The 26,961-nt window shown below is 64.9% G+C and carries 15 protein-coding genes; 7 read left to right on the forward strand and 8 right to left on the reverse strand.

The genetic code is table 11. The features are described 5' to 3' along the window. Positions 1 to 50 precede the first annotated feature (50 nt). Positions 51 to 824 carry a 3-keto-disaccharide hydrolase gene (locus J2X24_RS14715; RefSeq protein WP_209723197.1) on the forward strand — a complete coding sequence of 258 codons (774 nt, stop codon included), beginning with the start codon at positions 51 to 53 and terminating at the stop codon, positions 822 to 824. Positions 825 to 838: 14 nt separating this feature from the next. Here J2X24_RS14715 and J2X24_RS14720 read toward each other — a convergent pair whose 3' ends face one another. Next, the gene (locus tag J2X24_RS14720) at positions 839 to 2,035 is read right to left on the reverse strand and encodes a glycoside hydrolase family 88/105 protein (RefSeq protein WP_209723199.1); all 1,197 of its coding nucleotides are present in this window, start codon (positions 2,033 to 2,035) and stop codon (positions 839 to 841) included. A gap of 143 nt (positions 2,036 to 2,178) precedes the next feature. Between J2X24_RS14720 and J2X24_RS14725 the strand changes: the two genes are divergently transcribed. Further along, a complete protein-coding gene (locus J2X24_RS14725) occupies positions 2,179 to 2,886 on the forward strand; it encodes a response regulator (RefSeq protein WP_245344707.1) in 708 nt (235 codons plus the stop codon). A gap of 361 nt (positions 2,887 to 3,247) precedes the next feature. Further along, positions 3,248 to 3,616 (forward strand): endonuclease domain-containing protein, encoded by a 369-nt coding sequence (locus tag J2X24_RS14730; RefSeq protein ID WP_209723227.1) that lies wholly within the window; start codon positions 3,248 to 3,250, stop codon positions 3,614 to 3,616. 918 nt (positions 3,617 to 4,534) lie between these two features. Here the strand turns inward: J2X24_RS14730 and J2X24_RS14740 are convergent. Genes J2X24_RS14740 through J2X24_RS14750 form a run of 3 tightly spaced genes read right to left on the reverse strand, consistent with a single transcriptional unit; the run spans position 4,535 to position 9,462 of the window. Then, positions 4,535 to 8,488 (reverse strand): CHASE domain-containing protein, encoded by a 3,954-nt coding sequence (locus tag J2X24_RS14740; protein ID WP_209723230.1) that lies wholly within the window; start codon positions 8,486 to 8,488, stop codon positions 4,535 to 4,537. A 22-nt stretch (positions 8,489 to 8,510) separates the two neighbouring features. Further along, the gene (locus J2X24_RS14745; RefSeq protein WP_209723233.1) at positions 8,511 to 8,903 is read right to left on the reverse strand and encodes a response regulator; all 393 of its coding nucleotides are present in this window, start codon (positions 8,901 to 8,903) and stop codon (positions 8,511 to 8,513) included. 28 nt (positions 8,904 to 8,931) lie between these two features. Beyond that, positions 8,932 to 9,462, reverse strand: a complete 531-nt coding sequence (locus tag J2X24_RS14750; protein ID WP_209723235.1) for a response regulator — start codon at positions 9,460 to 9,462, stop codon at positions 8,932 to 8,934. Positions 9,463 to 9,865: 403 nt separating this feature from the next. Between J2X24_RS14750 and J2X24_RS14755 the strand changes: the two genes are divergently transcribed. Then, positions 9,866 to 10,927, forward strand: coding sequence for an alpha/beta hydrolase (locus tag J2X24_RS14755; RefSeq protein WP_209723238.1), 1,062 nt, complete (start codon positions 9,866 to 9,868; stop codon positions 10,925 to 10,927). Positions 10,928 to 11,462: 535 nt separating this feature from the next. Then, positions 11,463 to 14,417: a TonB-dependent receptor gene (locus J2X24_RS14760; protein ID WP_209723241.1), complete on the forward strand. Its 2,955-nt coding sequence runs from the start codon at positions 11,463 to 11,465 to the stop codon at positions 14,415 to 14,417. A 210-nt stretch (positions 14,418 to 14,627) separates the two neighbouring features. On the opposite strand, the gene J2X24_RS14765 is transcribed toward J2X24_RS14760, so the two are convergent. Both J2X24_RS14765 and J2X24_RS14770 read right to left on the reverse strand, forming a co-directional pair. Further along, positions 14,628 to 18,686, reverse strand: coding sequence for a cadherin-like domain-containing protein (locus J2X24_RS14765; RefSeq protein WP_209723244.1), 4,059 nt, complete (start codon positions 18,684 to 18,686; stop codon positions 14,628 to 14,630). Positions 18,687 to 19,362: 676 nt separating this feature from the next. Then, complete coding sequence (locus J2X24_RS14770) at positions 19,363 to 21,339, reverse strand: AAA family ATPase (RefSeq protein WP_209723246.1); 1,977 nt, start codon at positions 21,337 to 21,339, stop codon at positions 19,363 to 19,365. A 657-nt stretch (positions 21,340 to 21,996) separates the two neighbouring features. Between J2X24_RS14770 and trhA the strand changes: the two genes are divergently transcribed. Continuing rightward, a complete protein-coding gene (gene trhA / locus J2X24_RS14775; protein WP_245344708.1) occupies positions 21,997 to 22,743 on the forward strand; it encodes a PAQR family membrane homeostasis protein TrhA in 747 nt (248 codons plus the stop codon). Positions 22,744 to 22,746: 3 nt separating this feature from the next. Here trhA and J2X24_RS14780 read toward each other — a convergent pair whose 3' ends face one another. Beyond that, positions 22,747 to 24,324, reverse strand: coding sequence for a carboxylesterase/lipase family protein (locus J2X24_RS14780; protein WP_209723249.1), 1,578 nt, complete (start codon positions 24,322 to 24,324; stop codon positions 22,747 to 22,749). A 160-nt stretch (positions 24,325 to 24,484) separates the two neighbouring features. Here J2X24_RS14780 and J2X24_RS14785 point away from each other — a divergent pair, with 160 nt between their 5' ends. Then, complete coding sequence (locus J2X24_RS14785; protein WP_209723252.1) at positions 24,485 to 24,856, forward strand: hypothetical protein; 372 nt, start codon at positions 24,485 to 24,487, stop codon at positions 24,854 to 24,856. Between the two features lie 36 nt (positions 24,857 to 24,892). Here J2X24_RS14785 and J2X24_RS14790 read toward each other — a convergent pair whose 3' ends face one another. After that, the gene (locus J2X24_RS14790) at positions 24,893 to 26,953 is read right to left on the reverse strand and encodes a M13 family metallopeptidase (protein ID WP_209723255.1); all 2,061 of its coding nucleotides are present in this window, start codon (positions 26,951 to 26,953) and stop codon (positions 24,893 to 24,895) included. Positions 26,954 to 26,961: the final 8 nt, after the last annotated feature.

Consider the following 26,961-nt stretch of genomic DNA (forward strand, 5'->3'; position numbering starts at 1 on the left):
TTACCGGCAAGCTGGGCCATGGTGCGGCAAACAGCCATCCCGGAGGCGATATGAAACCCCTGATTCTGCTGAGCCTGGCGCTTCTGGCCGCCGTTCCTGTCCACGCCGCCGAGCCCAGGTGGGAGCCGATCTTTGACGGCAAGACACTGAACGGCTGGACGCCCAAGATTTCCGGCTATGCGGCGGGCGAAGACCCCAAGAATACCTTTGTCGTCAAGGACGGCGCCATCCGCGTCTCCTATGCCGGATATAACGATAAATTCGGCGGCGAATACGGCCACCTCTTCTGGAAGGAGCCGCTCAAGGCCTACCGCCTGCGCTTCGAATACCGTTTGTTCGACGCGCCCCTTCCGGACATCAAGGTCTGGGAGGTCAGCAATTCCGGCGTCATGTTCCATTCCCAGTCGCCGGAATCCGAGCGCCTCGACCAGGCCTTTCCGGTCAGTCTCGAATTCCAGATCCTCGGCGTTCCGCGCCCGACCGAAGAGCCCTCCGGCAACCTGTGCACGCCCGGCACGACGATAGTGATCGACGGCAAGCGCGATTTGCGCCACTGCATCCTGTCGTCATCGCCGCTCCTGCCGGTGGGCGTCTGGACGAAGGGCGAAATCGAGGTCCTGCCGAGCGGCGAGATCACCCATTTCATCGACGGCAAGCCGGTGCTGCGCTATTCGGCGCCGGAACTCGACCCGGCGGACAAGGACGCGGCGGCGCTTATCAAGGCGGCCGGCGGCGCGCTCACGCTGAGCCAGGGCTATATCGCGCTCCAGGCCGAAGGCCAGCAGATCGAGTTCCGCAAGCTCGAGATCCAGCGCCTTGATTGAGCAAAGGGTAAACCCTACGCCGCCACGCGCATCGCCTCGGCCACGGCCATGAAGAAGGGGCCCACGCCCTTCGGGTCATTGGCGACGATCTTTTCCGACAGGTAGTATTCATAGCTGCCGTCGCGGTACGGATCGCCGCCCAGGCCCGCCACGCGGCAAATGCCGTTCAGCTCCGCCGGCGTCAGGAAGCGGCCGATAGCCGCCTTGAGGCTCTCGATCCCGGCGCGGCGCATATCGTCACCCGCCACCCCCAGGCGCGCGGCCTTCAGCAGGGCATAGGTAGTCATCAGCGACGCCGACGCTTCCTCGTAATTGCCGGCGCGCGTACCCTGGTCGACCACCTGGTACCACAGGCCGTCGCGCGACCGGACCGCCAGCATCGCCTCAAGCGCCGCCTTGAGGATACGCGCGATCTCGGCCCTCCCCTCAGCATCGAACCCTTCGGAGGCTTCGTAGGTATCGACCAGGGCGCACAGCCACCAGCCCATGCCCCGGCCCCAGATATGGGGCGACAGGCCGGTGTCGCGGTCGGCCCAGCGCTGCTGGCGGCTTTCGTCCCAGCCGTGATAGTAGAGACCGGTTCCCGTCTGGCGCATCACCTTTTCGACGGTGCGTATCTGGTTCAGCGTATCGTCAAACAGCGCCGGATTGCCGGTCACCTGGGCGTAGTGGAGTTGGAACGGCTGGCCCATGTACAGACCGTCCAGCCACACCTGCCACGGATAGCGCGCCTTGTGCCAGTAATTGCCCGAGCGCGTGCGCGGATAATCTTTCAAAGGCGCGAACTGGGTGTCCATCGCCTTGCGGAAGCGCGACTGGCCGGTTTCGCGGTGGAGCGGCAGAAGGATGGCGCCCGCGCGGATCATGTCGATATTGTAGGGCTTGGGCTGGAAGGCCGGCAACGCGCCGTCGCCGGTCACGTGCGCCTGCATGTCCTCGAGGATATAGTCGAGGAAGGCCCGGTCGCCGGTGGCATCAAAGAGCGTCAGGATACCCGCCCAGACCACGCCGTCCTCATAGCCCCACAGGCTTTTCTGCGGCTGGAAATGCGTCAGGTACGAAGCGACAAAGGCCGGAACGTCGCGTCCCACGGCGGCCAGTTGCTCCAACGTCCTGGCGTCCGGACGAAAGGCCTGGGCCGCGGACGCCTTGCCCTGGCTGATCGGAATGAGCGCGGCCGCGCCCGCGCAAAAAGCCCGTCTGTCCATCATGCGTGTCCTCCCGCCCCCGTTTATGGATAATGCTACCGGTGGCCACGTCAATAACAATTCCGTGGCGGGCGCGTTCGCGGTGGTGCCGTCGGCGTTTGGTGCTAGACTTTCTAGCATTTCCGATTCACCCGGATTGCCGCCGCTTGAAACCCACCGTCCTCGTCGTCGACGATACGCCCGATATCCGCGAACTGCTCGAGGTCGTGCTCGACGCGGCCGGATTTGCCGTCGTCACCGCCGATGGCGCCGCCGCCATGGACAGCGTGCTGGCGCAAATGCGCGTCGACCTGATCGTGCTCGACACCATGATGCCCGGCGAAGACGGCTTTTCCGTCTGTCGCCGGATTTCGGCCGGCAACGGTCCGCCCATTATCATGCTGAGCGCCAAGAATGAGGACATCGACAAGATCAAGGGGCTCGACCTCGGCGCCGAGGACTATGTCTCCAAGCCATTCAGCAATGACGAGTTGATCGCGCGGATCAAGGCGGTGTTCCGGCGCCTGCGCAGAAATGCCGGAGGGGCAGAGGACTGGCGCTTCTTCGGCTGGGTGCTGGAAAAGCAGGCGCGCCGGCTGACCAGTCCCACGGGCAGGACCCTGGCGCTGACCCCGGCCGAGTTCGCGTTGCTGAAAGTCTTCCTCGACCATCCGGACCGGCCGCTGCGGCGCGAACAGATCCTGAAGGCGATGGACGAGGTGCACGGCTTTTCGACCCCGCGCGGCCTGGACACGCTGGTGTCGCGGCTGCGCCAGAAGCTGGCCTATGCCGATCCGGACAGCGCCGGCGACAGGGAGCTGATCCAGACGGTATATGGCGTGGGCTATATGCTGAGACCGGGGCTGGGCGGCTAGGACGCCGGTCCGACTCCCTCCTCCCTAGAGCGATATGGCGAAAAGTGTAAGCGGTTTTCGCCTTAAATATCGCGACAAAACAAAAACTTAGATCTGTATGATGTTTCTACTTAAAATCATACCGATCTAATGCCGCAGGTGGTGGGGAGGTGGCATCGAGCGTAAGCGAAGATGACGGAGGGGTAATTCTGTCCGTCACACGCCCTCCGTCGCGGACTTTATCCTCACTTTCGGACACGCCGTGCCACCCACCGCTGCGCGCTAGGAGGAGGGAATGTAGCGCCTTGCGCATCCGACCGATCGCATAGCGGAACGAGCAAAATGACATGACAGAGTGTTCGGTAAGTCCTAGGTTTATCGCATGGAAACTCCAAAGCCACGCTTGAAATACAAACTGGCACGCCGGTTCCGGCAGGAACTGACACCACCCGAAGCGAGGCTATGGTTTCGTCTCAAAGGAAAGCCGGACGGTATTCATTTTCGCAGGCAGCATCCTATAGGGCGTTACATCGTTGACTTCTATTGCGCGGACGCCCGCCTTGTTATCGAGGTCGAAGGACAGATTCACAGCCTGCCTTCGGTCGAGGCGCGCGATGATATCCGCCTCGTCTGGCTTGAAGCCCAGGGTCTGGAAATTCTGCGGTTGCAGGCCGTGGACATCATGGCTGATCCAGACGAGGCTGCCTTGGGTGTGGTCCTTCGGGCCAGGGAGATCATTTCCGGAAGGTGAAAAACCAGCCATTTCGCCCTGAACGGGAGACGCGTCACACGGCCTCCTCCCTAGCGCGTAGCGTGCCTGCCGGCGAGGCTGGTGGCGCGGCGTGTCCGGAAGGACGAACGTCTTGAGGACAAAGTCCGCGACGGAGGGGTAGTCACGGTCGGTTGTACCCCTCCGTCAGCGACGCTTCGCGCGCTGCCACCTCCCCACTTCGTAGGGAGGAGAGAGACGCTCTATGGCGTGGCTAGATGCTGAGACCGGGGCTGGGCGGGTAGGACGCCGGTCCGACTCCCTCCTCCCTAGCGCCGCAGGCGGTGGGGAGGTGGCATCGAGCGTAAGCGAAGATGACGGAGGGGTAATTCTGTCCGTCACACGCCCTCCGTCGCGGACTTTATCCTCACTTTTGGACACGCCGTGCCACCCACCGCTACGCGCTAGATCGGTATGATTTTAAGTGGAAACATCATACCGATCTACGTTTTTGTTTTGTCGCGATATTTAAGGCGAAAACCGCTTACACTTTTCGCCCTCCCCACTTGTGGGTGTATGGACCGGAGACATGGGTGACACATGTTCGGAGACATAGGTTACACATTTGGTGGACCTATGTTTGTGTCAGGTCAATAGTCGCGATGCGTTTGGCGCCGAAGCAGATGTCGTAGGTGTTCATTCCTGTGGGCCTTACTTTGTAACCCGTCTTCCGGCTAATCCCGAAAGACCGGCAAAGCGACGCTATGTTCGCATCTGCCTGACTGGCAAAACTTAAAAACTCCTGCCGGCGATCCATGATCGACACCTCATTCCAAGGCATGGCCAGCTCCTCAGCTATTCCATGCCTAAAGTGTCACCCATGTCTCCGAACACATGTCACCTATGTCTCCAGACTAAACAGTGGGGAGGGGGTAGGATAGCGAACTCAGGGCGGCTTCCCTACCCTGCCCGGTCCATCTCGTCACGCACCGCCGGGAACAGAATCCAGAAGGTCGCGCCCTCGCCTTCGACCGAGTCATACCCTATCGTCCCGCCCATCTGCGCCACGATCTCCTTCGTGATGTGCAGCCCCAGGCCCGAGCCGCCCTTGGCGCGCGTGATCGACGAATCCGCCTGGGCGAAACGCCCAAAGATGCGCCCGCGGAAGTCGGCCGGAATGCCGGGTCCCTCGTCGCGGACGCTGATGCGGATATCCGAACCCGCGGGCGCGGCCGCGATATGCACCGTGCCGCCCTCAGGTGAGAACTTGACCGCGTTCGAAATCAGGTTGGTCATCACCTGCTGGAAACGCTCGCCGTCGACGCGGATCGCCGCGCCGGTCGCCGTCGCCGCCGCCAGGCCGACATTCAGCTTGTCGGCGAAGCCCTGGTTGAGCGCGACGCTTTGCTCCACCAGTTGCGCGACCGATTCATCGCGCAGGTCGAAGCGCATCGTCCCCGACGTGATCTTGTCGATATCGAGGATGTCGTTGACCAGCAGGACCAGCCGGTCGCAATTCCGCCGCGCCATGTCGATCAGGCGCTGGCCGGCCTGGGGCAGGTTGCCGCCCAGGCTGTTGGCGACGAAGTCGAGCGAACCGCGAATGGCGGTGAGCGGCGTGCGCAGCTCGTGGCTGACGGTCGAGATGAACTCGCTCTTCATCTGCTCCATCACCCGGCGTTCGGTGACGTCCTGGATCTGCGATATGAAATAGTGCGGCGTGCCGTCGGCCTTGCGCACCAACGACACGCTGAGCAGGCCCCAGATGATGCGCCCGTCGCTATGGATATAGCGCTTTTCCAGCGTGTAGCTGGCGATTTCGCCGGACAGCACCTGGCCGACCAGCGTCATGTCGGCGTCAAGATCGTCAGGATGGGTGATGGTCTGGAAATCGGTCCTGAGCAAGGTTTCCGGCGTATAGCCCAGAAGCTCGCACAGGGCGCCATTGACCTTGAGCCAGCGCCCGTCGGGGCTGACCAAGGCCTGGCCCGTCGGCGCGTTTTCCATGGCGAGGCGGAAGGTCTCCTCGCTGGTGACCAGCGCCTGCTGCTGGGCGCGGCGTTCGGTGATGTCCTCGGCGACGCCCAGATACCCGGTCAGCTCGCCGTTTTCGCCGACAAGCGCCGTGGCGTTCAGGCTGACCGGAAAGCGCGTGCCGTCCTTGCGCACGAAGGTCCATTCGCTGGTGTCCTCGCCGAAGTGCGCGATGCGCGCCGTCAGGGTGGCGAACCCCGGCTTGAGCGCCAGGCCCAGTTCAGCATTGACGTGCCGCGTGCGCGCGATCAGTTCGGACGGGTCGTGCCACTTGATGGCGCTCTCGAAGCCGATGACTTCCGCGGCCGTATAGCCCAGCGCCGTCTCGGCCTCGGAATTGAACGAGGTGACGCGGCCGCCCGCATCGGTCGTGACCACGATATATTTGGTGCTGGCCAGGATGGCGGCATTGAGCGTCGAGGCATCGAACAGGCGGCCGTTCGACTGGCTCAGTTCGCGCGACTTGCGCTTGGTCGTCAGAAGCGCCTGGACCGTCAGGGCGCACAGGCCGGCGATGACCAGCCCCGCCACCAGCGCGATGATCGGGAACGGCGACCGCTGCGTCGCCAGGAAGGCCTGGGCCGGACGAATCTGCAGCGTCCACACCGCGTTGGCGATGCCGGCATAGCCGGGGAGCGTCTTGCTGCTCAGCGGCGTGTCGCCGACGCTGGTCAGGGTCGTGGCGCGGCCGTCCGTCACCAGGCTGAGTTGGTAATTGCCGCGCAGGTCGTCGTTCAGCGCGTCCTCGGCGAACGCCCGCGCGTCGAAACGCGCCGCCAGGTAGTTGACCGGTTCGCCGCCGTCGAAGACCGGCACCATCAGGGTGAAGACCGGACGCCCCGTGGCGTCGTGTCCGAAGGTGACGGTCGTGCGCTGTCCGTCCGCGGCGGAGGCCGTCATAACCGCCGGCACGGCCGGCACGGCGGCCTCCGGCTCGGTCCACAGCGGCGTCCGGCGTGCGTCGAGCCAGGTCAGCGACTGCAGCCCGTCGATGTCGCGGACCATGTTGGCGGCGTCGTCACGCCACTGGGCATCCGGCCTGCCCGCCGTGCCGTTCCTGCGCGCGGCGAAGCGTTCCAGCGCCGTGACCGCGCTTTCGGACCGCGAGCCCAGAAGCTCCTCGATGCGTGAGGCGTCGCGCGCCATCAATCCCTCGGCGTAACGGTCCTCCTGTACGGACAGGGTGCGGTAACCGAAGGCGGCGCCGGCCGCCAGGACGAAGAAGACGGTCACGGGCACCAGGAACTGTTCGCGGCCGCCGCGTCCCTCCCCGACCGCGGCGTCCTTCATGCCCATGCCGAAGAAGAGCACGGCCAGCATGGCGGTGAACAAGAGCCCCGCCCCCAGGATCAGGGTCGGCGTCACCGACCGCGCCGAATAGTCGAAGGCCTTGGTGCTCTTCCACACAATCAGCCACGTCGTCTGGCCGGTTTGAAAAGACCGCCGCGCCGTGAAATTGCCGCCCGGCGCGGTATCAAAGCTGCGATAGATCAGCGCGTCCTGGCTTTCGACGGCCTGGTCGTAGATTTCGATGTCAACCTGGCTGCCCTGGCTGCGCGTCAGGTCGCTCAGGAGATTGCGCGCGACGAAGGGGGCGTAGATCCAGCCCTTCAGGTCGGCGCGGCGGCCCGCGACGGTGGCGGGCGCGTGGCCGGACGCATAGAGCGGCGCCAGCAGCAGGAAACCCGGCGTCCGCTCGCGGTCCTGGACCAGATAGACTTTCTTCGTCAGGGTGGTCCGGCCGGAATCGCGCGCGGTTCGCGCCGCCGATGCCCGGTTGGGCTCGAAGGCGATGTTGAGCCCCAGGGCAGCGCGATTGCTGTCGACCGGCTCCACATAGGTGATGACGAAGGCCTCGCCGCCGCCGGCCTCGGGATGCACGGCAAAGTCCGCGATGCCGTCGCCCTCCATGGCCGCCGTCAGGGCCGCCAATTCGTCCTTGCCGGCGGGCTGGATGAAGCCCAGGCCGCTCATGCCCGGATAGTTGGTCTTGATGTCCAGCGCCGTGACATAGGTCTTCCACTCGGCATGGCTGACGTGGTCCTGCCCCGTCCAGAAGGCCTGGGCGCCGACCAAAGCGTTGTTGTAGGATTCCAGGCGGCGGCGCAGCGCCTTCTCGCTCTCGTGGGTCAGCGCCTCGAAGGCGTCCTGGCGCGCCTTGTACTCGCTGATCGACGCGATCTTCCAGGCGTAGAAGCTTAAGCCCAGCGGGATGAGCAGCAGGAACAGGGCCAGGGCCGACAGCCGCCCGACACCCTTCGCGTCGCCGCCGAAACCGATGGGGTGCGGATTGCCGGGCGCCACCAGGGCCAGCGGCAGGAAGACGATGACGCCGAAGACGTCGCCACCCCACCACGACAGCCAGTTGTTCAGCATGTCGGCCGGGCTGACCATCCCGGCGGCGCGCAGGGACAGGACGCCGACGCTGGCCGCCGTGACGCACGCCACGGGACCGGCGACGACGAACAGCCGGAAGATGCTGATGACCGAATTGAGCTTCAGCGGCCGGCCGACGAACCGGCCCGCCAGGACACAGGCCAGCAGGACCTGAATGGTCGAACCGCCGGCGATGGCCGCGGCGACCATGAGTTTCGGCCAGGCGATGGCGGCCGACGGTTCGAGCACGCCGGCGACGTGGGCGTTGAGCAGGAACGAGCCCAGAAAGACGCCCGGCCACAGGCGGCGGCCGTGCACCAGGCAGATGCCCAGGGCCAGCCCCGAAGGCGGCCAGATAATGGTGGCGAACCCTGGCGGCACCGACAGCATCAGACCCAGCTTGCCCGTGATGATATACAGGATCATCAGCGCCAGGACCTTGACGGCATAGGGCGGGCCCTGCCGGGAGATATCGGGTTTGGCCTGGGGGTTAAGCGTCGGCATGCCGGGCGACCGCGGACGCGCGCTAATAGATGCGGCTGGGGATCAGCCGCCTGATGCTGTTCAGCACGGCGTCCGTGTTGAAGGGCTTGATGATGAAATTGTCGGCGCCGACCTCGACGGCTTCGATGACGTCTGTATTCTTGTCGCGGGCCGACAGAACGATGACCGGGATGTCGCGGTAATCGTACTGGTCGCGCTTGGCCTTGAGAAAGCCGATGCCGTCGAGCTCGGGCATGGCCAGGTCGAGCAGGATGAGATCGGGCGTGAAGGTTTTCAGGCGCTCCAGCCCCAGGCGGCCATTGGCGGCGGTCTCGACGTCATAGCCGCTGGACGAGAGCACGATTTCCAGCAGGTCGCGGATGTCGGCGTCGTCCTCGACGACCAGGATGCGCTGCGATGCGGTTTGCAAGGTCATGGCCCGTGCCTGTCCCGTGGAGGGGTTCTTATAAATCGATAGTCCGGGAGTGTTGATATCCCGTTTCCATGCCGGCGATCCGCCATGGAGCGTCCTCTGCATGGGGGACCTGCATCAGGGTAAACCAGTATGCGGTCAGGCTTTCGATCATGGCCGCGTAGGCCTCCATGGAATCGGGCTTGGTCAGGTAGCCGCTGGCATGGGCGTCATAGGCCGCCACGATATCCTGCACGGCCTGCGAGCTTGACAGAACAATACACGGAATGCGGCGGAAGCGGTGATCACGCTTCAGTGCGCGGATGAGCTCGACGCCGCTGATGCCGGGCAGGTTCAGGTCGGTGACGATCAGGTCGGGCAAGAATTCCGTACCCGTGCCGCCGTCCTGGTTAAGGCTGGCCTGCTGGAGGAGAATGAGCGCCGCTTCGGCCGTGTGCGCGATCGCCAGGACGGCGTCGGGGCGGGTCCGCTCGAAGGTGCGGCGAAACAGCGTGGCGTCGCCTTCGCTATCCTCGACCAGCATGACGCGTGGCGCGCGCCCTCTTTCAACCAGCTTACTCATGGGTATGCAACTTTCGGTACGGATGCACCGGAACGCCGGTGACTGGATACGCCGCGCCCGCAATGTGCGCGTGTAATCAGTATTGGCCGGAATCGGTAAATGTCGATGAATCAATTGTCACGGTTGTGACACAATCTGGCGTGGCGCGACTCCGGCCCCGCAGGTGTCTTATCGGTATCGTCCGACTATGGACAGTGCGGACAGTTGCACCCCGCAATGGCGACCGTTAGCTTGAAAAGTGTATAAAATTCAGTCCATTGCCGCTGCCCATTGAGTCGCTTAAAAGTAGGCCCGGCATTTGGGCGTACGGCGCCGCCAAAAGTAAAAGAACAGTCGCGGGCCTGCCCGCGACATACGCTCTGGGCGTCGGACTCCGGGACGGAAATTGAAAAAGGGGCATGGAATGCGCGGTCAGACAATTCTTGGTGCAGTCATCCTCATATCGGGTCTTGCCGCCGGCATGGCGCCCGCGGGCGCTTCGCGCGCCAAGGCCCCGGCGGGCACCGTCCAAGTCGAGCGCCTCAAGGTGCACAGCCGCGCGCTGGAGGGTAATCTCGAAGGCGAAAAGCCTGACCGCGATGTCATCGTCTATCTGCCCGCCGACTATGCCACCAGCGGCAACCGCCGCTATCCCGTCGTCTATGCCCTGCACGGCTACGGCCTGACCGCCGACGGTTTCGCGGGCCTCCTGCAAAGCCCGCGAACCATCGATGCGGCCTATGCCGGGCCGATGCCAGGCATGATCGTCGTCCTGCCGGATACGCAAACCCTGCACAACGGCTCCATGTACTCCAGCTCGGTTACCATCGGCGACTGGGAGGGCTTCATCACGCGCGATTTGGTGGCCTATATCGACGGCCATTACCGGACGATCGCGGATCGCGGGAGCCGTGGCCGGGCCGGCCATTCGATGGGTGGGTACGGCGCTGCCCGCCTGGGCATGAAGTATCCGGATGTCTTCAGCGCGCTCTACATCATGAGCCCATGCTGTCTGTCGGCGCGGGGCGCGCCGCCGGCGCCAGCAGCGGCCGCTGTCGAAACCGTCAGGACACCCGAAGAGGCCGCGAAGCTGGACTTCCTGCCTCGCGCCACGTTCGCCGTCGCCGCGGCCTGGTCACCCAATCCGAACAAACCGCCCCTTTTCGTCGACCTGCCGACCGTGAACGGAGTCCCCGACGCATCCGTTCTGGCGCGCTGGGCCGCGAACGCGCCGCTGGCGATGGTCGACCAGAACATCTTCAATCTGCGCAGATACACCGCCATCGCCATTGACGTCGGCGATCAGGACGGCCTCCGCGTGGACGCGGCGGAGTTGCACACGCGCATGCGTGAGTCCGGGGTGCCCAACAGTTTCGAAATCTACACCGGCGACCATGGCAACCGCGTCGCGGAACGGTTCCAGAAAAACGTCCTGCCCTTCTTTGCCGGCGCCCTGACGTTCGACGGCGCACCTGCCAAGCCATAATCCAGAGCCATCTCGCCATCGTTCGCCCGGCCCTGAACCCAGCCGCGCGGCGGAGGACGAGACGCACCGCCACGGCCCCAACAGGTCGTGGCGGTGCACAACCGCATGGCTGCATGCTCCAAAATCAGAACCGCATGTTTCGGACCGGCACGCGGTCACTCAGAGTCGACCGCGGAAAACACCAACAAATGTTAGCGCTCACAAATATGTGATGTCAGGCCAACTCAAGGAGCATTTGGCAAGGCCAATCATCAGACGAAAGCTAACGTCGAATACCTAAAGCGCCAAAACCAATTAATATCATTATATTTCGGCCGCTTAATGCCATATCAAGTGATGTGAGGACCTCCTTCCCTCAGCCATCAGGCCGGTCATGTGGAGAATACGCAACACTAAAAGTGCATTGGTCAGGCCAGATTGACCTGATGTAATCGCTGTAATAAGCAGACAATTGTGACCCCTCCAAAGCCGGGAGATGTCGCATTCACAAAACACAATGAGGTCAACCAAACCTCAGCCAGAGGGAGTCATTTACATGTCCAGATCGAAGACCCGCGCCTGTTCCGTCAAGGCGGCATTGATGGGCGCAACCATCCTGACGAGCCTGCCGTTCGCGGCGGCGTACGCCCAGGACACCGGTGGCGCGCCAGCCGCCGATACCGATGTCGTCGTCGTCACCGGCTATCGTGCGTCGCTCAGAAACGCCACGACGGCCAAGAAGACGGCGACAAACTTCACCGAAACCATCTTCTCCGAAGACCTCGGCAAATTCCCCGACCTCAACATGGCCGAGTCGATGCAGCGTGTGCCGGGCATGGTCGTCCAGCGCGACAGCCTGACCGGCGAAGGCACGCAGATCTCGGTCCGCGCCCTGCCCCCCAGCTTCACCCAGGTGACGATGAACGGCAACCGCGTCATGGTGGCGTCCGACTTCGGCTTTACCGGATCCGCACCGAACCGCAGCGTCGACCTCGACATGTTCCCGACCGGCCTGTTCAACCGCGTCGACGTCGCCAAGACACCATCGGCCGAAACGCTTGAAGGCGGCATCGCCGGCACTGTAAACGTCCAGAACGCCCGGCCCTTCGACCGCAAGGGCACCCACGTGGTCCTGGCCGCCCAGGGCAATTACAACAGCAACGTCAAGGAATGGGCGCCGCGCGTCACGGCCGTCGCGTCCAAGACCTGGGACAAGTTCGGCGTCCTGGCCGGCTACACCCAGACCAACCGCAAGATCTACACCGCCGGTTTCGAAACCGTCGGCTGGGGTGACCCGAACCTCAGCAACTTCTGCACCAGCTGCGACCCGGGCGCCCAGTTTCCGGGCAATGGCGTGGTCGTCAACAAGGCCGGCTCGAACCAGTTCCGTTTCGGCAACACCATCTACAGCTATACGGGCAACGGCCTGACGCCGGGCAATCTCGACATGGCGGGCCTGTCGGCGCTCAACCCCGGCCTGACCCAGGACCAGATCAAGGGCGCCATCCTGCCGCGCCTCGGCCGCAACTCGCTGCTGGACGGCGAAACGACCAACAAGGTCGGCCTGGTCGCGCTGGAATACCGTCCGACCGAAGACCTGCGCTTCACGCTGGACATCCTGGCCGGCGACGCCGAACGCGAAGCGCTCAAGACCAACATGATGTGGGCCGTGCGCGGGACCGGTCCGGGCGACGATTATAACGGCGGCATGATCCCCATTGGCATGAAGGTCGACGCCAACAACGTCGTCACCTCGGGCACCTTCGCCAATTCCAGCTTCTTCCTGGAAAACAACTTCTATCTCGACAACACCTCGTACACGAGCGCGAACTTCGGCTTCGTCTGGTCGCCCGCCGACTCTTGGACCATCGACGGCCAGCTGGGCGCCATGTCTTCGGACTATGAACGCCGCGTCCTGTTCCTCAAATACCGTTCGCCCTTCCAGGTCGAGACGAACACCACCTACACCAACGATTCCGGCAACGACATCCCGACCATCAAGTCGAACCTGGACCTGAACAGCCCGACCCTCGGCTGGCGGGTGTTCACGGGCGGCCAGATGATCCTCCAGCGCGACATGCGCCACGTCGATACCTCGGCGGCGCGCCTGAACTTCACCAAGACCCATGGCGACTGGACCTTCAAGGGCGGCTGGGCCATCGACAAGTTCCTGCGCGAAATGGACATCCGCGACAATTCCGCGGCGCTGCAGGCGGCCTATGCGGCGGCCATCCCCGACGCCAACCTGAGCCAGTACCTGGTGCCCATGACGCAGTCCGTCTATGACGGCAGCGGCGTGACCGGCGCGGGCTTCGACAAGTGGGTCACGCCCGATTTCGACAAGGTGGCGGCGGCGATCAATTTCGAGGCGCTGGTGACCGCGCCCGGCAATGTGACGACCAGCAACACCACCAACGGCGCGGGCTCGACCAATATCGAGGAAGAGATCAGCTCGGCCTACGCCATGGCGGCCTATAACGGCAACCTGTTCTCCTTCCCGGTCCGCGCCAACTACGGCTACCGCTTCCAGACGACGGAACAGACCATCACCTCGCCATCGGTCATCAACAACCAGGTCGTCTACATAACGACCGAGCGCAAGTACAAGGACGTCCTGCCAGCCTTCAACCTGGCGGTCAGCGCGACCGAAAAACTGAACCTGCGCTTCGCGGCTTCGAAGACCATGACACGCGCCAACCCGGCCGACATGTCCTCGCAGCTGGGCTTCAGCGACCCGTCGGCCCAAAGCGCCAGCCAGGGCAATCCGGGCCTGAAACCCTTCTATTCGAACAATCTCGACTTCGGCGGCGAGTACTATACCGGCAGAACCGGCTATGTTGGCCTGACCTGGTTCCGCAAGGAGATCGAGAACTACACGGCGCGCGTCAACGTCGTCGTGCCGTTCGGCACGCTCGGTATCGGCTATGCCAACCTCAACGCCACACAGCAGACGTCGATGGCGGTCAACCTCGGCACGACGTCCGCCGCGCTGCTGGCCAATCCGTCGCTGGCCGACGCCGCGCCGATCAACCTGTCGACGCCGCAGAACTCGGCGCTCAAGCTGATCCTCAAGGGCCAGGAATTCATCTGGGTCCAGCCGCTCGACAACCTGCTGGATGGCCTGGGCTACACCTTCAACTACACCAAGTTCGAGTTCGACCAGGTGACCCTGGCGACCGGCGTGCCGGACTATACCTATAACTTCACCGGCTATTTCGAACGCGACGCCTACTCGGTGCGCCTCAGCTACGCCAAGGTCGGCAAGACGACCATCGGCCTGCTGCCCTCACCCAACAGCGTGCCCTACGACTGGTACGGCGACGAGCGTCACCAGCTCGACCTGTCGGCGTCCTACAAGTTCAAGGCGTTCGGCTTCGATCAAAGCATAACCCTCGACGCCACCAACCTCGATAACCAGGGCTTCAAGGGCTATCTCGGCTTCGAGAACGTCCCCTACAGCTATCAGCGTCCGGGAACGACCATCCTGCTCGGCTGGCGCGCCCAGTACTAGAGCGATATGGCGAAAAGTGCCAAGATGCGTTTTTTGGGGTTTTCGCCTTAAATATCGCGACAAAACAAAAGCTTAGATCGGCATGATGTTTCCACTTAAAATCATACCGATCTAAGGACCAATGTATTAAGACAGGACCTCCCGGCCGCCCGGCCGGGAGTTCTTTTATATTTCCCGCCCCTGCGATCAACAGGGGCTGCCGGACACGCCTCACAGGACGAAGTCACCCTCGTCCGGTGCAGCCAGGGGGTGCAGGAGCAGGATTTCCGCGTCCCCGTTCAGGTCGCCGTTGACATTGAGCGAGATGATGATGTCGCCGCCCACCACCGTATAGCGGACCTGGCCCGCCCCCGTGAACGCGCCGCTGCCCACGAAGGTAAAGGCCTGATCGCCCGCGACGCCCGCATTGGCGTCGATCAGCCGGAAATCGAAGACGTCCTGGCCGTCGAAATCCGTCACAACGTCGCGGGTCGCGCCAAATCCCAGGTCGGCCAGGCTTTCGAACACGAAACTGTCGCCAGAACGCTTGCCGGCATCGCCGGTCAGGATATCCACTCCCACCCCGCCGATGAGGGTATCGGCGCCTTCCCCGCCCTGCAGCAGGTCATCGCCCTGCCCGCCGCGCAGCGCGTCGTTGCCGGACAACCCAGCCAGCGTATCGTTGCCGCCCGCACCGTCCAGCACGTTGGCCGTGCCATTGCCGGTCAGGCTGTTGGCACCGTTCGATCCGGTGGCCCCGATCGCGCTCTTGCCGCCCAGAATAACGGCCTCGACATTGTCAGGCAGGGTAAAGGTGATCGACGTAATGACGGTATCAGTGCCGCCGGTCAGCGCCTCGATGACCGTATCGCCGGCTTCGACATAAAAAGTGTCATTGCCGGCGCCACCGATCATGATGTCCGCCCCTGAGCCGCCCTGCATGCTGTCATTGCCGCCGCCGCCGTCCAGCGTGTCGCTGCCCGCCCCGCCCAGGAGGCTGTCATCCCCGCCCAGACCGGACAGAAGGTTGGCGCCATCGCCACCGGTGAGGACATTGTTGAGATCGTTGCCTGTCCCGCCAATCGCGTCCTTACTCTCGATGATCAGGTTTTCGACAAAGGCGGCCAGGCTATAGGCCCGCCACGCATAAACGGTATCGACGCCGTCACCCGCCATCTCGATGACCAGGTCGCCGGCGTCATCGACGACATAGAGGTCATTGCCGGCCTGTCCCGCCAGTGTATCGGCGCCCGTGCCGCCATCCAGCAGGTCGTTGCCCGCGCCCCCGCTCAGCAGGTCGTTGCCGCCGTCGCCGAAGACATCGTCATTGCCCGCGCCGCCGTCGACCGTGTCGTTGTCGAGCCCGCCGGACAGGGCGTCATTGCCGCCGTCGCCATTGATGCGGTCGCTCCCGGCCTCGCCACGGAGAATGTCCCCGCCGTCCTGGCCGGTCAGGAAGTCGTTGCCAGCCCCGCCCTGCAGGATGTCGGTCAGCACCCCGCCGATCAGGGTGTCATTGGCCGCGCCACCCAGCTGCCTGCTGATGCCGGGTGGCGCGGCGCCCTCAGCCGCCAACACAGCGAGGGCTGTCTCGGTGCCCTGTAAAACGCGGGCGGGAACAGTGAGATGGGTCTCGTCCATCGTCTCGATGGCCGGACGGGTCGGCACGTAGAGAATGTGGCCGTCGGGTGTGGCGACGCTGGCCTGGGCGGCGCGCAGGGCGTCGGCATTGCCGCGCGTGAAAGCCAGGCCGCTGATGACGATCCGTTCGAGCGCGATGTCGCCGTCAAAGCGCGCGAACAGCTCCCTCAGGCCATCGGCGTAACGCGCCGGATCGACGCGCGATGCACTGTCGGCCTCGCCCTGGTTCCACAGCAGCAGCGCCGACTGGCCGTGAGTGGCCTCCTTCACCTGGTCGATCGTGTCCTGGTAAAGCGTGCCCGCGCCGGTCGCCAGCCAGTAGTCGACATTGGTCGCCGGCAGAAGCTTAGTGCCGCCGACCGCGCCCGTGACATAGGCGATGGGCAGGCCGGGGTCGGCCAGGCGCAGGGTTTCAGCGAAGGCCAGCGCGCCGGCGCCGTTGGCGTCGATCCACTTGCCGGGCTTGCCGTCCCGGGCCGGCGACCATTGATAGATGCCGGGTTGGGCGGCGTGGGACTGGCCCGGATAGGTGAACCAGCCTTCCATGTTGGACTGGCCGGCGGCGACGATGACTTCGCCGACCGCCAGGGGCCGGGTCGTGGTGACGCCGCCGCTGACGGTTTCCAGCACATAGCCGTCGCCCTGCGGAACGCCCATGATGACGCCGCCGCTGGTCCAGCCGGCGACGACCGCTCCGTCCTTCGTGACCCGCGCCATCTCGGCCGCGACGTAAAAGGACCCTGACGTGCCGTCGCGTTGGATGAATATCCGCTCACCGGCGGCTTGGGTGTCGCGCCAGGGCGCGGGGTCGGCCGCCGACGGGGAGACCGCGACCGAGACGATGGCTTCGGCGACGCCGCCGTGACCATCGTCCAGCCGCATGCGAAAGGCGTCGCCGCCGCTATATCCCACCGCGGGCGCATAGATGTAGGCGCCGTCTTCGCCCAAGGACAGCGTACCGTGCGATGGGCCGCTGACCAGGCTGAAACGGACACCGTCCCCGTCAGCGTCCGACGCGGGCAGGACGCCGGACACGATGCCGTTGGTGGCCGTGGCGATCGAAAGGCTGCCGGCGATCGGCGCGTGGTTGGCCGGCGCCGAGGCGGTCGTGAACAGGTAGTCGCCAGCGATGAGCAGCGCCGTGCCGCTATAGGCGACGTTCAGTTGGGCGACAAAGGCGCCGTCGCGAACCTCGTAGATATGGTCCTTGCCGCTCTGGCGGAGGAAGGTCAGGGTCGCGCCCGCCCCGAAACCCGACAGATGAATGACGTCGCCCCCGGGACGGCCGCCATCGCCCGCGCCTTCGAAATCGGTGATGCTTTCGCGGCCGGACAGGTCAGTCTTCGCGATGACGAATATATCGGCGCCCGTGCCGCCGGTGAAGGTGTCGACGCCGCCGCCGCCGGCCAGGACGTCATTGCCTTCGTTGCCGTTGAGCTTATCGTTGCCGTCACCGCCGGTCACCGTGTCGTCCCCGGCCCGCCCCTGGATCTGCTGGGCGCCGGCCGGTCCCGAGCCGTCGAGCAGGTCGTTGCCGCTGCCGCCGTTACGGTAGGTCATGACGACAGGCGCCGTGACGGTGACGGCGACCGTGCCCGTGGCGCTCAGCGTGCCGTCGCTCAAGGTATAGGTAAAGCTGTCGGCGCCGGCATAGCCCGTCGCGGCCGTGTAGGTGATGGTGTCGTCGGCGAAATTCGTCGGCGTGCCATTGGTGCTGAAGGTCAGCGTGCCGTGCGCCGCCGTGCCCACACCGGTAATGCGCAAAATCCCGCCGTCGACATCGCCGTCATTGGCCAGCAGCGCCGCCGCGCTGAGCGTGATCGTGCGCGGGCCTGCGGCGGAGACGGTGGCGGTATCGCCCCCGGCGACGGGCGCATCATTGACGGCGGCGAGGTCGAGAGTGCGGCTGGTGACGACGCTGCCGCCCTTGCCGTCGACGACGCTGTAGCTCAGCGTCACCGGACCGGCGTAATCCTTTTGCGGCGTAAGGGTCCAGGCGCCGCCGCCAAGGCTGACCACCACGCCGCGATCGGCGCTGAGCCCGCTTATGGACAGGCTGTCGCCGTCGGCATCGGTGAAGCCTTCGAGCAGTTTCAGAGCCGTCACGGCATAGGCGGTGTCTTCGGTTCCGCCCGCCAGCGGCGTGCGCGTGCCGGTCAGCGCGGGTGCGCGGTTCGCCGGCGTCGCGCCCGTGAACATATAGTCGCCCGCGACCAGCCGGATGGAAGGGTCGTGCTTGATCGCGATCTCGCGCGAAAGCGCACCGTCACTGATCCGGTAGACGAAGTCGTCGCCGCTCTGGCGGACGAAGGCAAAGGTGGCCGCGGTGCTGAAACCGGTGAACCGGAGGACGTCGCCGCTGCCGCCGCCGTCTCCGGCGCCGTCGAAATCGAGGATGGCGACCTTGCCGGTGCCGAGATCGGCGCGCGCGATGACAAAGGTGTCCGCGCCCGCGCCGCCCCTTAAGGTATCGGCGCCCGCGCCGCCTGACAGGACATCATTGCCCTCGTCGCCATAAAGCCGGTCGGCGAAGACGCCACCGGTGAGCGTATCGTCGCCGGCTCGCCCCTGTATCTGCAGGGGACCGGTCGAGCCTGAACCGTCGAGCAGGTCGTCGCCGTTGCCCCCGTTCCAATAGGTAGTCGCCATGGCGATAACTCCGTTTTGACCGCTATTGCGGTGCAACCAAACACCCCGGGCCGTGGCGCAACCCTGGACAAATTATAAGACAAATATTCAATCTATAGTTGCATAAATCCTGAAACGCGTTCGTGTGCCAGGATCGATGAATCAGGCAAGACTCGCCAAAAAGGCGAAGTAAAAGACCAGGGATGAGTATCCGCAATGCGTGACAAGCGCATTACAGTATCGATGCCGGCCTATTCAATAGATGGGATGTCCGAGCGGTTCTGTGCTTTTCTGGACCGCGGCGCACAATCGTTAACGCCGCGTTAGCAATGCTGCGCCGCTCTCCGCCTTATGTCAATGCAGATTTCGCGTATGCGAAATAAATTATTTCGGATGCAACCTTTATTGGATGCGGTGACGGAATGCCTCGGACGCACTTTCGCGCCGTGAAGTATAGATGTCGCCTTCATTGCATTTTTGTGCACTATCACACACATCCAAAGTTGTGATATCTTCTAATATATTGATGATGTGGCTTTTTTCGCCTTCCATGACGCGGTACTCAAAGCACAGGGCCGGTATTCGCCATGGCGGAACGCGGCGCGCGGCGGCATGCCGACGCCGCCTCCGCGATCCCCGCCGACAGTCCGTTCAATGACGATATCGCCGCCACGAAAGCCTGCCCCGTTCACGGGGATCAGAATCCGATCCTGATCCCCGTGTCGGGCTTGACGCGGCTTTCGGCGCGCAGGGCCTCGAGCGCCGCCTGAGCGTCCCCGACCGGCGCATGGCGCAACTGGCGCGCCACGACCGCGAAGTCGCCCGGCGTCAGGTTGCGCAGCTGCGTCAGTCCCGCCGGAGCCTCCATGCCGAAGAAGCGCTCAAAGGCGCGCTTCAGGCGCTCAGGCCCCAGCGGCCCCAGGTCCAGCTTGAACACGAACCGGCGCACCGTCGCCGGATCGAGCCGGTCGGCGTGGTTGGTCGCCGCCACCACCGGCAGGGGGTGACGGTCGAGCCAGGTCAGCATCTCGTTGACCTGGCCGACTTCCCACGAGGCGCGGGCGCGCGTGCGGTCGAACAGAAGCGAATCCGCTTCATCGAACAGAAGCACGCCCTCCTCGCGCCGCGCCTCCTCGAAGGTGCGGGCGATGCGCTGCTCGGTCTCGCCAACCCACTTCGACAGAAGGTCCGACGCCCGGCGCACCAGCAGCGGCCGGTCGAGCACGCGCGCCAGATGGTGCGCCAGCGCCGTCTTGCCGGTGCCGGGCGGGCCGGTCAGGAGCAGCGAGACGTCGAGAGCCCCCAGGTCGCGGATGTTGTCGAACAGCGCGTCGATCGGCCGGTCGGCTTCGTAGAGGCCGAAATCGACCTCGCCGAAGCCTTGCGGCAGGACGTCGCCGCCGCGCAGGGACCGCACCAGCGAAGCCGCCGCCTGCGCGCCGCAGTCGGTTTCCCCGGCCAGCCGCGCCGCGCGCACGGCGACGCGCAGCACGCTCGCGGTTTCCGGCGCCGTGTCGATCAGCTTGCCGATCGCGTCCGATGGTTGCGCCTCCTCGTCCGCCGCGATCCGTTCCAGCATGCGATGCGCGGCCCGGCGCGGCGGCAGGTCGAGCTTCAGGATGAAGCTCATCCGGCGCAGGATGGCGTCGTCGATATTGCCGACGGCGTTGGTGACCCAGATGACCGGCGCCGGGTTGGTTTCCAGCAGGCGGTTGACGAAGACCTTGGAGCCTTCGCGCCGCGAGAACCAGTCGCCGCCGGACCGATGCGCCCCGCCGATCAGGTCTTCCATCTCGTCGAACAGAAGGACCGCGCCCGCCCGGTCGCCAAGCACGCGTTGCGCCAGCTGCAGCGCCGTGACGCGGTCGTCGCGCGTCGGCTCTTCGCCGTCGTCGTCAATCTCGCCGATCCCATGCAGCGGGCAGCCCGCCGCTTCAGCCAGGACGCGCGCCAGTTCGGTCTTGCCGCTGCCGGGCGGACCAAAGATCAGGATGTTGACGCCGTGGGCGCGGTTGCGCGCCGCCCCCGCCAGCAGCCGTACGAGAAAGCCTGCGTCCGCGACGTGCTCGAAGTCCGCCAGGCTGAGCGCCGTCGACTGGCGCTGGCCCGCCAGGGCTTCGGCCAGGGTGTCAGGCGCCGGATCGCGGTCGAGGATACGCGACAGCGTCCAGGCGATATCGATCGGCGCGTCGTGGCGCGCCCGGATCCCGAAGGAGATCAGGTTCAGCTTCAGCACTTCGCTGCGCCGCACGCGGGCGCCGGCCTCAAGCGGATCGGCCCCGGCCAGTTCGCCCAGCAGCGCGGGGAAGTCGCGCACGGCTTCGACCGTGCCGCCCAAAAGGTCGGCCAGGCGCGGCAGGCGGTCGCACGCGATCATCAGGGTCAGCAACCGCGCTTCGAACGGATCGAGGTGCAGCAGCCGGCCCAGCTCATCGCTGAGGTCGAGCACGCGCGGACGCGGCTCGGCCGGCGACGGCGCGCTTTCGAGCGCGGCCAGGAAGGACGCCATGTCGGGTTCCTTCCTGCCCTTTTTCAGTTCGCTCCACGGCTTGCCCAGCAGCCACAGGACATGGGTCTCGGCCCAGGTCCTGAACCGTTGCGCAGGCGGAGAATTCGGCGCGATGTCGCGCGCGATCCGGAGCACCAGGCTCCGGACGATGTGATGTTCGTCCATTGTCTTATTCTTCGTCTTTTCGGGACATGTGCGCACGCGACGGCGCGCATCCCGCGATGGTTCATTTCTTGATTTCAGGAACCAGATTCGGCGGCGGCATCCCTGCCCCGCCAGGCGCTTGGGCGCCTAGACGAACGGCAGGATCGCAGCGGGCATCTGGCCCCAACAGCTATTCGATCCCAACAATCCATACTCTCCATTGCCGGCAATTCGCGGCATGGCGGACGCTATAGTTAATTCTGCAACGACAGGCAATAGTGCTGTCCACATGCCACTCAAGCGTGGCACAGATGTCACATCCGTCATCACTAGGCTATATCGCTTCATCACAAATAATATCGTCAGACCTGGCCTCCAGGAAGAGGCCCCGCTCACCACCTTCGGCGGTCCCCCCTCCCCATAAATGGGCAGCGCGAAGTTGGAGCGCTATTGAACCGCTGCGTAATCAGGAACAGTCTCTAATACGCCCTCCCCATTGGGGAGGGGGGGACCATTGGCGGAGCCAATGGTGGGCGGGGCCACTTTCTGGCAGAGCGCGCATAAAGTCCTAATAAATATACCTTTTTGCAATACGCGGACAGGGTCCGGGCAATCGCTTTCTTACGCGGGCATGCATAGCTTGGAGAGAATGGAAAACCATAATCGTCCTTGCGTATCATGACCAGCAAAGCGCCCTCCTCATCCGGCTGGATGCCGGCACCGGCAAAGGCACTGCCGAAACTGAAAGACATTTTCGTCGCGCCCTGCGACTGCGCCGACATCGATGGCCCGCACTATCCGACCCCGGCCGAACGCCTGGCCGACCTGATCGTTCATATCATAGGCCTGCTGTTCGCGGTCGTCGCCGGCGGCGCCGCCGTAGCGCTGGCCGTCAATCACGGCGTCATGTCGTTGAGCGCCGCCATCGCCGTCTATGCGCTGGGGCTCGTGGCTATGCTGGCCTTTTCGACGGCCTACAACTTCGCCCATCCGCGCTGGCAGCCATTCCTGTTCCGCCTCGACCACGCCGGCATCTTCCTGATGATCGCCGCCAGCTATACGCCCTTCACCACGCAGCTGCTGGAAGGCGCGTGGGCGTGGGGCATGACCACCGCCGTCTGGACCATGGCCGTTATCGGTGTCCTCATCAAGCTGTGCCTGCCGCGCCTGGGCGAGACGGTGTCGACGGTCTTTTACCTCGCCATGGGCTGGCTGGTTGTCGTCGCCATCAAGCCGCTGGTCGAACAGGTGCCGCTGGTGCCGCTGCTCCTGCTGGCGGCGGGTGGGATTGTTTACACAGTCGGCGCCATCCTCTTCGTCTTCAACCGCTGCCGGTTCCGTCGCGCCATCTGGCACGGCCACGTGCTGGCCGGCGCGGTGACGCATTACGTCGCCATCGTAGTGGGCGTCGGGCTGATGGCGTAACCGCTACTTCAACGGCGTCTTCGCGACAGCCGCCGTCACGTCCAGCCTGGCTTTCCAGGGCTCGGGCTTCGCAACCGCCTTCCCCTCGGCCGTGATATCCATCACCACATCGGCCGCGCCATAGACCGGCCACGCCGGCAAGGGCTTGCCGTCGGCGCCCGGCCCGTTCGGATCGCCGAACTTCGCGAAGTTCAGCCAGTAGGCATGGGTAATCTTCGCCACGGCCTGGTCCTCCGCCGTCGCTTCCGCGCCGTAACGCGCCGACACCGTATCCATGACAAACGGAATCTCCGTGGCGTGCGGCGCGCCATACGGCGATCCCGCGCGGCGCGGTGTCGCCGTCCACGAAAAGCGATAATGGTAGGCGCGCAAGCCCTGCCCGGCCCATACCGCCGCCACGAAGCGCGCCGGCTCGATCTGGCCGCGATCCATGCCGACCTCGGCGTTCAGGCGCCTGAGGTCCTTTGCGCCGTCCGGATCGTAGGCGGCGCGCGCCTCGGCCGCGCGGTCGCCAAACTGCGCGAACAGCTCGTCCTTCGAAGCCGCCCCCGCATCGCCGCTGTCGGCGCTGTTGGCCCCGACCATCAGCGGTACCTTCGCCTGACGCCCGCCCAGATAGGTTATACCCGGCTCTTCCAGCATCAGCCGCCCATCGATCATCGGCCCGCCGGCATCGTCCGACCGGTTGGCCAGGTTCAGCCCGTCGGTCACCTTCCCGGCCGGCAAGGCGCGCAGGGCCGCGAGCGCTTCAGGCCCCGTACCGGTAACGCCCATGCGCGTGGCAAAGCGCACGCCCAGGGTCTCCGACGACGGCACGTCCGGGCGGTCCTTGCTAAGAAGCCGTGGCCCCTTGGCCGCGCCCCGGCCGCCGCCTGACTGGACGATGGCGCGGTGAAACAGACCTTCCGCCTCCGGCGACCGCAGCAGGAAGTGCACCGATGACCCGCCGGCCGACTCGCCGAAGATGGTCACCTGTTTGGGGTCACCGCCGAAGGCCGCGATATTGTCGCGCACCCATTTCAACGCCGCGACCTGGTCCATGTAGCCGTAATTGCCGAGCAGGCCCTTGTCGGCGTCGGCCGTCGTCAGGGCCGGATGGCCGAAGAAGCCGAACCGTCCGAGGCGGTAGTTGAAGCTGACATAGATGACGCCGCCCTTGGCGAAGGCCGAACCGTCGTAAATGTTCGGCGAACCGCCGCCGTTGACATAGCCGCCGCCATAGATCCACACCATGACCGGCAGCGGTTTGCCGTCTGTGCCTGCCGGACGCCAGACATTGACATAGAGGCAGTCTTCGGACGGCGTGGTCGTCAGCGGCGCGTCGTCGCGCGGAAACGGCTCCTGCATGCAGTCGGCGCCAAAGGCGGTGGCGGGCCGCACGCCCGTCCAGCGCGTGGCTGGTTGCGGCGCGCGCCAGCGCAAATCCCCGACCGGCGGAGCGGCGAACGGAATGCCCTTGAACGCCTCGACGCCGCCTGAGACTGCGCCCTCGACCTTGCCGGCGGCCGTCGTCACGACTGGTCCCGCCTGCGCCAGACCCGGCAGCAACACCGCGGCCATGGCAACGACTAATCCCTTCATCGCATCCTCCCTTGTCGTTGCGCGGTCATGACACGCCGCGCTTTGTAATCGATTACGAAGGGCTAGCAGATAATGTGGACGCGGGAAAGCGTCACGCGTGCCGCGCACTTTCCTTCCGGCCGCAATATGCCTATCACGAAGCTTTTGCAGGCCCCAAGCGATGACCGAAGCCACACTTGCCTACCAGACACGCGTCGCCGACTGGATGCAGGCCTGTTTCGGCCCCGAGATTTCGGCGGATATCCCGGAACGCTGCCTGCGCTTTCTCGAAGAAGCCGGCGAGCTCTGCCAGGCACTGGGCATGACCGAGGAAACGGCCCATGCCCTGGTCGCCTATACCTGGGGACGGCCCGCGGGCGAACCCGACCAGGAGGTGGGCGGCGTCGTGGTCACCCTCGCCGCCCTGTGCGAAGCGGCCGGGCTCGACATGATGGGTGATGGCGAAAAGGAACTGGCGCGCATCGACAATCCCGAGGTCATCCGCCGCATTCGCGAAAAACACGCCGCCAAGCCGCTAAAAAGCAGGAAGTAGCACCGCGCCATCATTCCCCTCTGTAATCGATAAGCCTTACCAGATGCGCACCCTTTGTTCCGGCGGCAGGTAGAGGGCGTCACCCGGCTTGACGCCGAAGGCGGCGTACCAGGCGTCGAGATTGCGCACCACGCCGTTGACGCGGTAGGGCGTCGGCGCGTGATAGCTGTATTTGATCACGTGGCGGATGGCGCTTTCCGGCGCCGCGTAGCGCCACGCCTGCGCCCAGGCCAGGAAGAAGCGCTGGTCGCCGCGAAGGCCATCGCGCGACGTGTCGGCGCAAGGGTGGTCGGCCATGTACATCTGCCAGGCGCGATAGCTCAGCGACACGCCCGACAGGTCGGCGATGGTCTCGCCGATGGTCTGGCGGCCGTTGACGTGGACGCCGGCATAGGGGCTGAAGGCGTCGTACTGGTCGACAAGGGCCTGGGCGCGGTCATGAAACGTCTTCAGCGCCGCGTCCGACCACCAGCCGCGCAGCCGCCCCCGACTGTCGTAGATGATGCCCTGGTCGTCGAAGCCGTGACCCATTTCGTGGCCGATGATCGCGCCAATGGCGCCGAAATTGACCGCCGGATCGGCGGCGGCGTCGAAATAGGGCGGTTGAAGGTAACCGGCCGGCAGTTCGATGGCGTTCATCAGCACGCTGTAGCTGGCGTCGACCGTCTGCGGCGTCTGGTACCACAGCTCCCCGGCCGCGCCGGGTTTCAGCCGCTGGCGCTGGATGTCCCAATCCGACTGGCGCAGGCGGCGCAGGTTGCCGGCCGCATCGTCGCTTTGGATCGCGACGCCGGAATAATCGCGCCACACCTTGGGATAGCCGACCTTCAGGGTCATGGCGGCCAGCTTGGCGCGCGCCTCGGCGCGGGTCGGCTCGTCCATCCATGCGGCCTGGCTCAGCCGCTCGTCGAAGGCCTTGCGCAGATAGGCGACCATCTCCGTGGCGGCGGCGCGCGTTTCCGGCGTCACATGGCGTTCGGCATAGAGCCGCCCGACGAGATGTCCCATCGCGCCATTGACCAGCCGAAGCGCCACCTCGGCGCGCGGCGGCGGCGCCTTGGCGTTCGACAGGGTCTGGCCGTAAAAGGCCCAGTTGCTGTCGCGGAGCGCCTGGGGCAGGACATCGGCCTGGTTCCGCAACCAGTGAAAGGCCAGGTAAGCGCGCCAGTCGTCCAGCGGTGTGGCGGCGAACAGCCGGGCCTGGGTCTGAACCGCCGTATCGGTGCCCAGCACGATATCGGTGACATGGCCGACACCGCGCGCCTGGAGATAGGCCCGCCATGGAAAGCCCGGCGCATAGCGGGTCAGTTCCGCGACGGTCATAGGATGGTAGTTGGCCTTGCGGTCGCGCAGGCGTGCGAAATCCCACTGGTTGGCGGCGATCCTGGCCTCAAGCGCGACGACGCGCGCCGCGCGGGCCTTCGCATCGGCCATGCCCGCCGCAGCCAGCAGGGTCGCGATATGGGCTTCGTAGGCGGCGCGATTGGCGGCCGAAGCAGCGTCGCTCTGTTCATAAGCTTCGCGGTTGGGCAGGCCCAGCATCGGCTGGCTCTGGTTCTGCTGGTCGAGATGGACAAGCCAGCGGCCTTCCGCCGGGAAGACATTGATGGCGAACAGCGTGCTTGAGGACGGATCGGCCATGCGGCGCGCCACGTCCTCGGCGGTCCCTGCCCGCATGATGGCGTCCAGCCCCGCCCGGAACGGTTCAAGCCCGCGCCGGTCGATGGCGGCCGTGTCCCTGAAGGCGGCATAGGCGTCCTGGACCTGCCGGGCCGGGCTGCCGGGCGCACCGCCCTCGCCTGCCGTGACCAGGCCTCTTATGCGCGCATCGACCGTCGCCATCAGCACATTGGTCTGGCCGTAGTCCCAGTAACCTTCAGGGATGGGGGTCCGGTCGATCCAGCCCTGGTTCAGATAGCCAAAGAAGTCGTCGCCCGGCCGGATCGTCCGGCTGATCGTCGACGTGTCGATACCATTTGGCGCGAATTCGCCGGTCAGTGCGCCTTGCGCCGGACAGGTAACCGCTACCGCCTGGGGGGCATGCAACACCGCGATCGCCGCCATAAACAACGCCGCGCCGGACGTCCTGAATGCCATCTTGCCGT

The organism is Asticcacaulis solisilvae, from assembly GCF_017875235.1.
Taxonomy (GTDB): Bacteria; Pseudomonadota; Alphaproteobacteria; order Caulobacterales; family Caulobacteraceae; genus Asticcacaulis; species Asticcacaulis solisilvae_A.

Excerpts from the sequence above, each read along its gene's own strand:
- J2X24_RS14780 (WP_209723249.1), bottom strand. The coding sequence starts at position 24,324 with ATGAAGGGATTAGTCGTTGCCATGGCCGCGGTGTTGCTGCCGGGTCTG.
- J2X24_RS14790 (WP_209723255.1), bottom strand. The coding sequence starts at position 26,953 with ATGGCATTCAGGACGTCCGGCGCGGCGTTGTTTATGGCGGCGATCGCG.
- J2X24_RS14720 (WP_209723199.1), bottom strand. The coding sequence starts at position 2,035 with ATGATGGACAGACGGGCTTTTTGCGCGGGCGCGGCCGCGCTCATTCCG.
- J2X24_RS14740 (WP_209723230.1), bottom strand. The coding sequence starts at position 8,488 with ATGCCGACGCTTAACCCCCAGGCCAAACCCGATATCTCCCGGCAGGGC.
- J2X24_RS14715 (WP_209723197.1), top strand. The coding sequence starts at position 51 with ATGAAACCCCTGATTCTGCTGAGCCTGGCGCTTCTGGCCGCCGTTCCT.
- J2X24_RS14785 (WP_209723252.1), top strand. The coding sequence starts at position 24,485 with ATGACCGAAGCCACACTTGCCTACCAGACACGCGTCGCCGACTGGATG.
- J2X24_RS14745 (WP_209723233.1), bottom strand. The coding sequence starts at position 8,903 with ATGACCTTGCAAACCGCATCGCAGCGCATCCTGGTCGTCGAGGACGAC.
- J2X24_RS14770 (WP_209723246.1), bottom strand. The coding sequence starts at position 21,339 with ATGGACGAACATCACATCGTCCGGAGCCTGGTGCTCCGGATCGCGCGC.
- J2X24_RS14730 (WP_209723227.1), top strand. The coding sequence starts at position 3,248 with ATGGAAACTCCAAAGCCACGCTTGAAATACAAACTGGCACGCCGGTTC.
- J2X24_RS14765 (WP_209723244.1), bottom strand. The coding sequence starts at position 18,686 with ATGGCGACTACCTATTGGAACGGGGGCAACGGCGACGACCTGCTCGAC.
- trhA (WP_245344708.1), top strand. The coding sequence starts at position 21,997 with ATGACCAGCAAAGCGCCCTCCTCATCCGGCTGGATGCCGGCACCGGCA.
- J2X24_RS14750 (WP_209723235.1), bottom strand. The coding sequence starts at position 9,462 with ATGAGTAAGCTGGTTGAAAGAGGGCGCGCGCCACGCGTCATGCTGGTC.
- J2X24_RS14755 (WP_209723238.1), top strand. The coding sequence starts at position 9,866 with ATGCGCGGTCAGACAATTCTTGGTGCAGTCATCCTCATATCGGGTCTT.
- J2X24_RS14760 (WP_209723241.1), top strand. The coding sequence starts at position 11,463 with ATGTCCAGATCGAAGACCCGCGCCTGTTCCGTCAAGGCGGCATTGATG.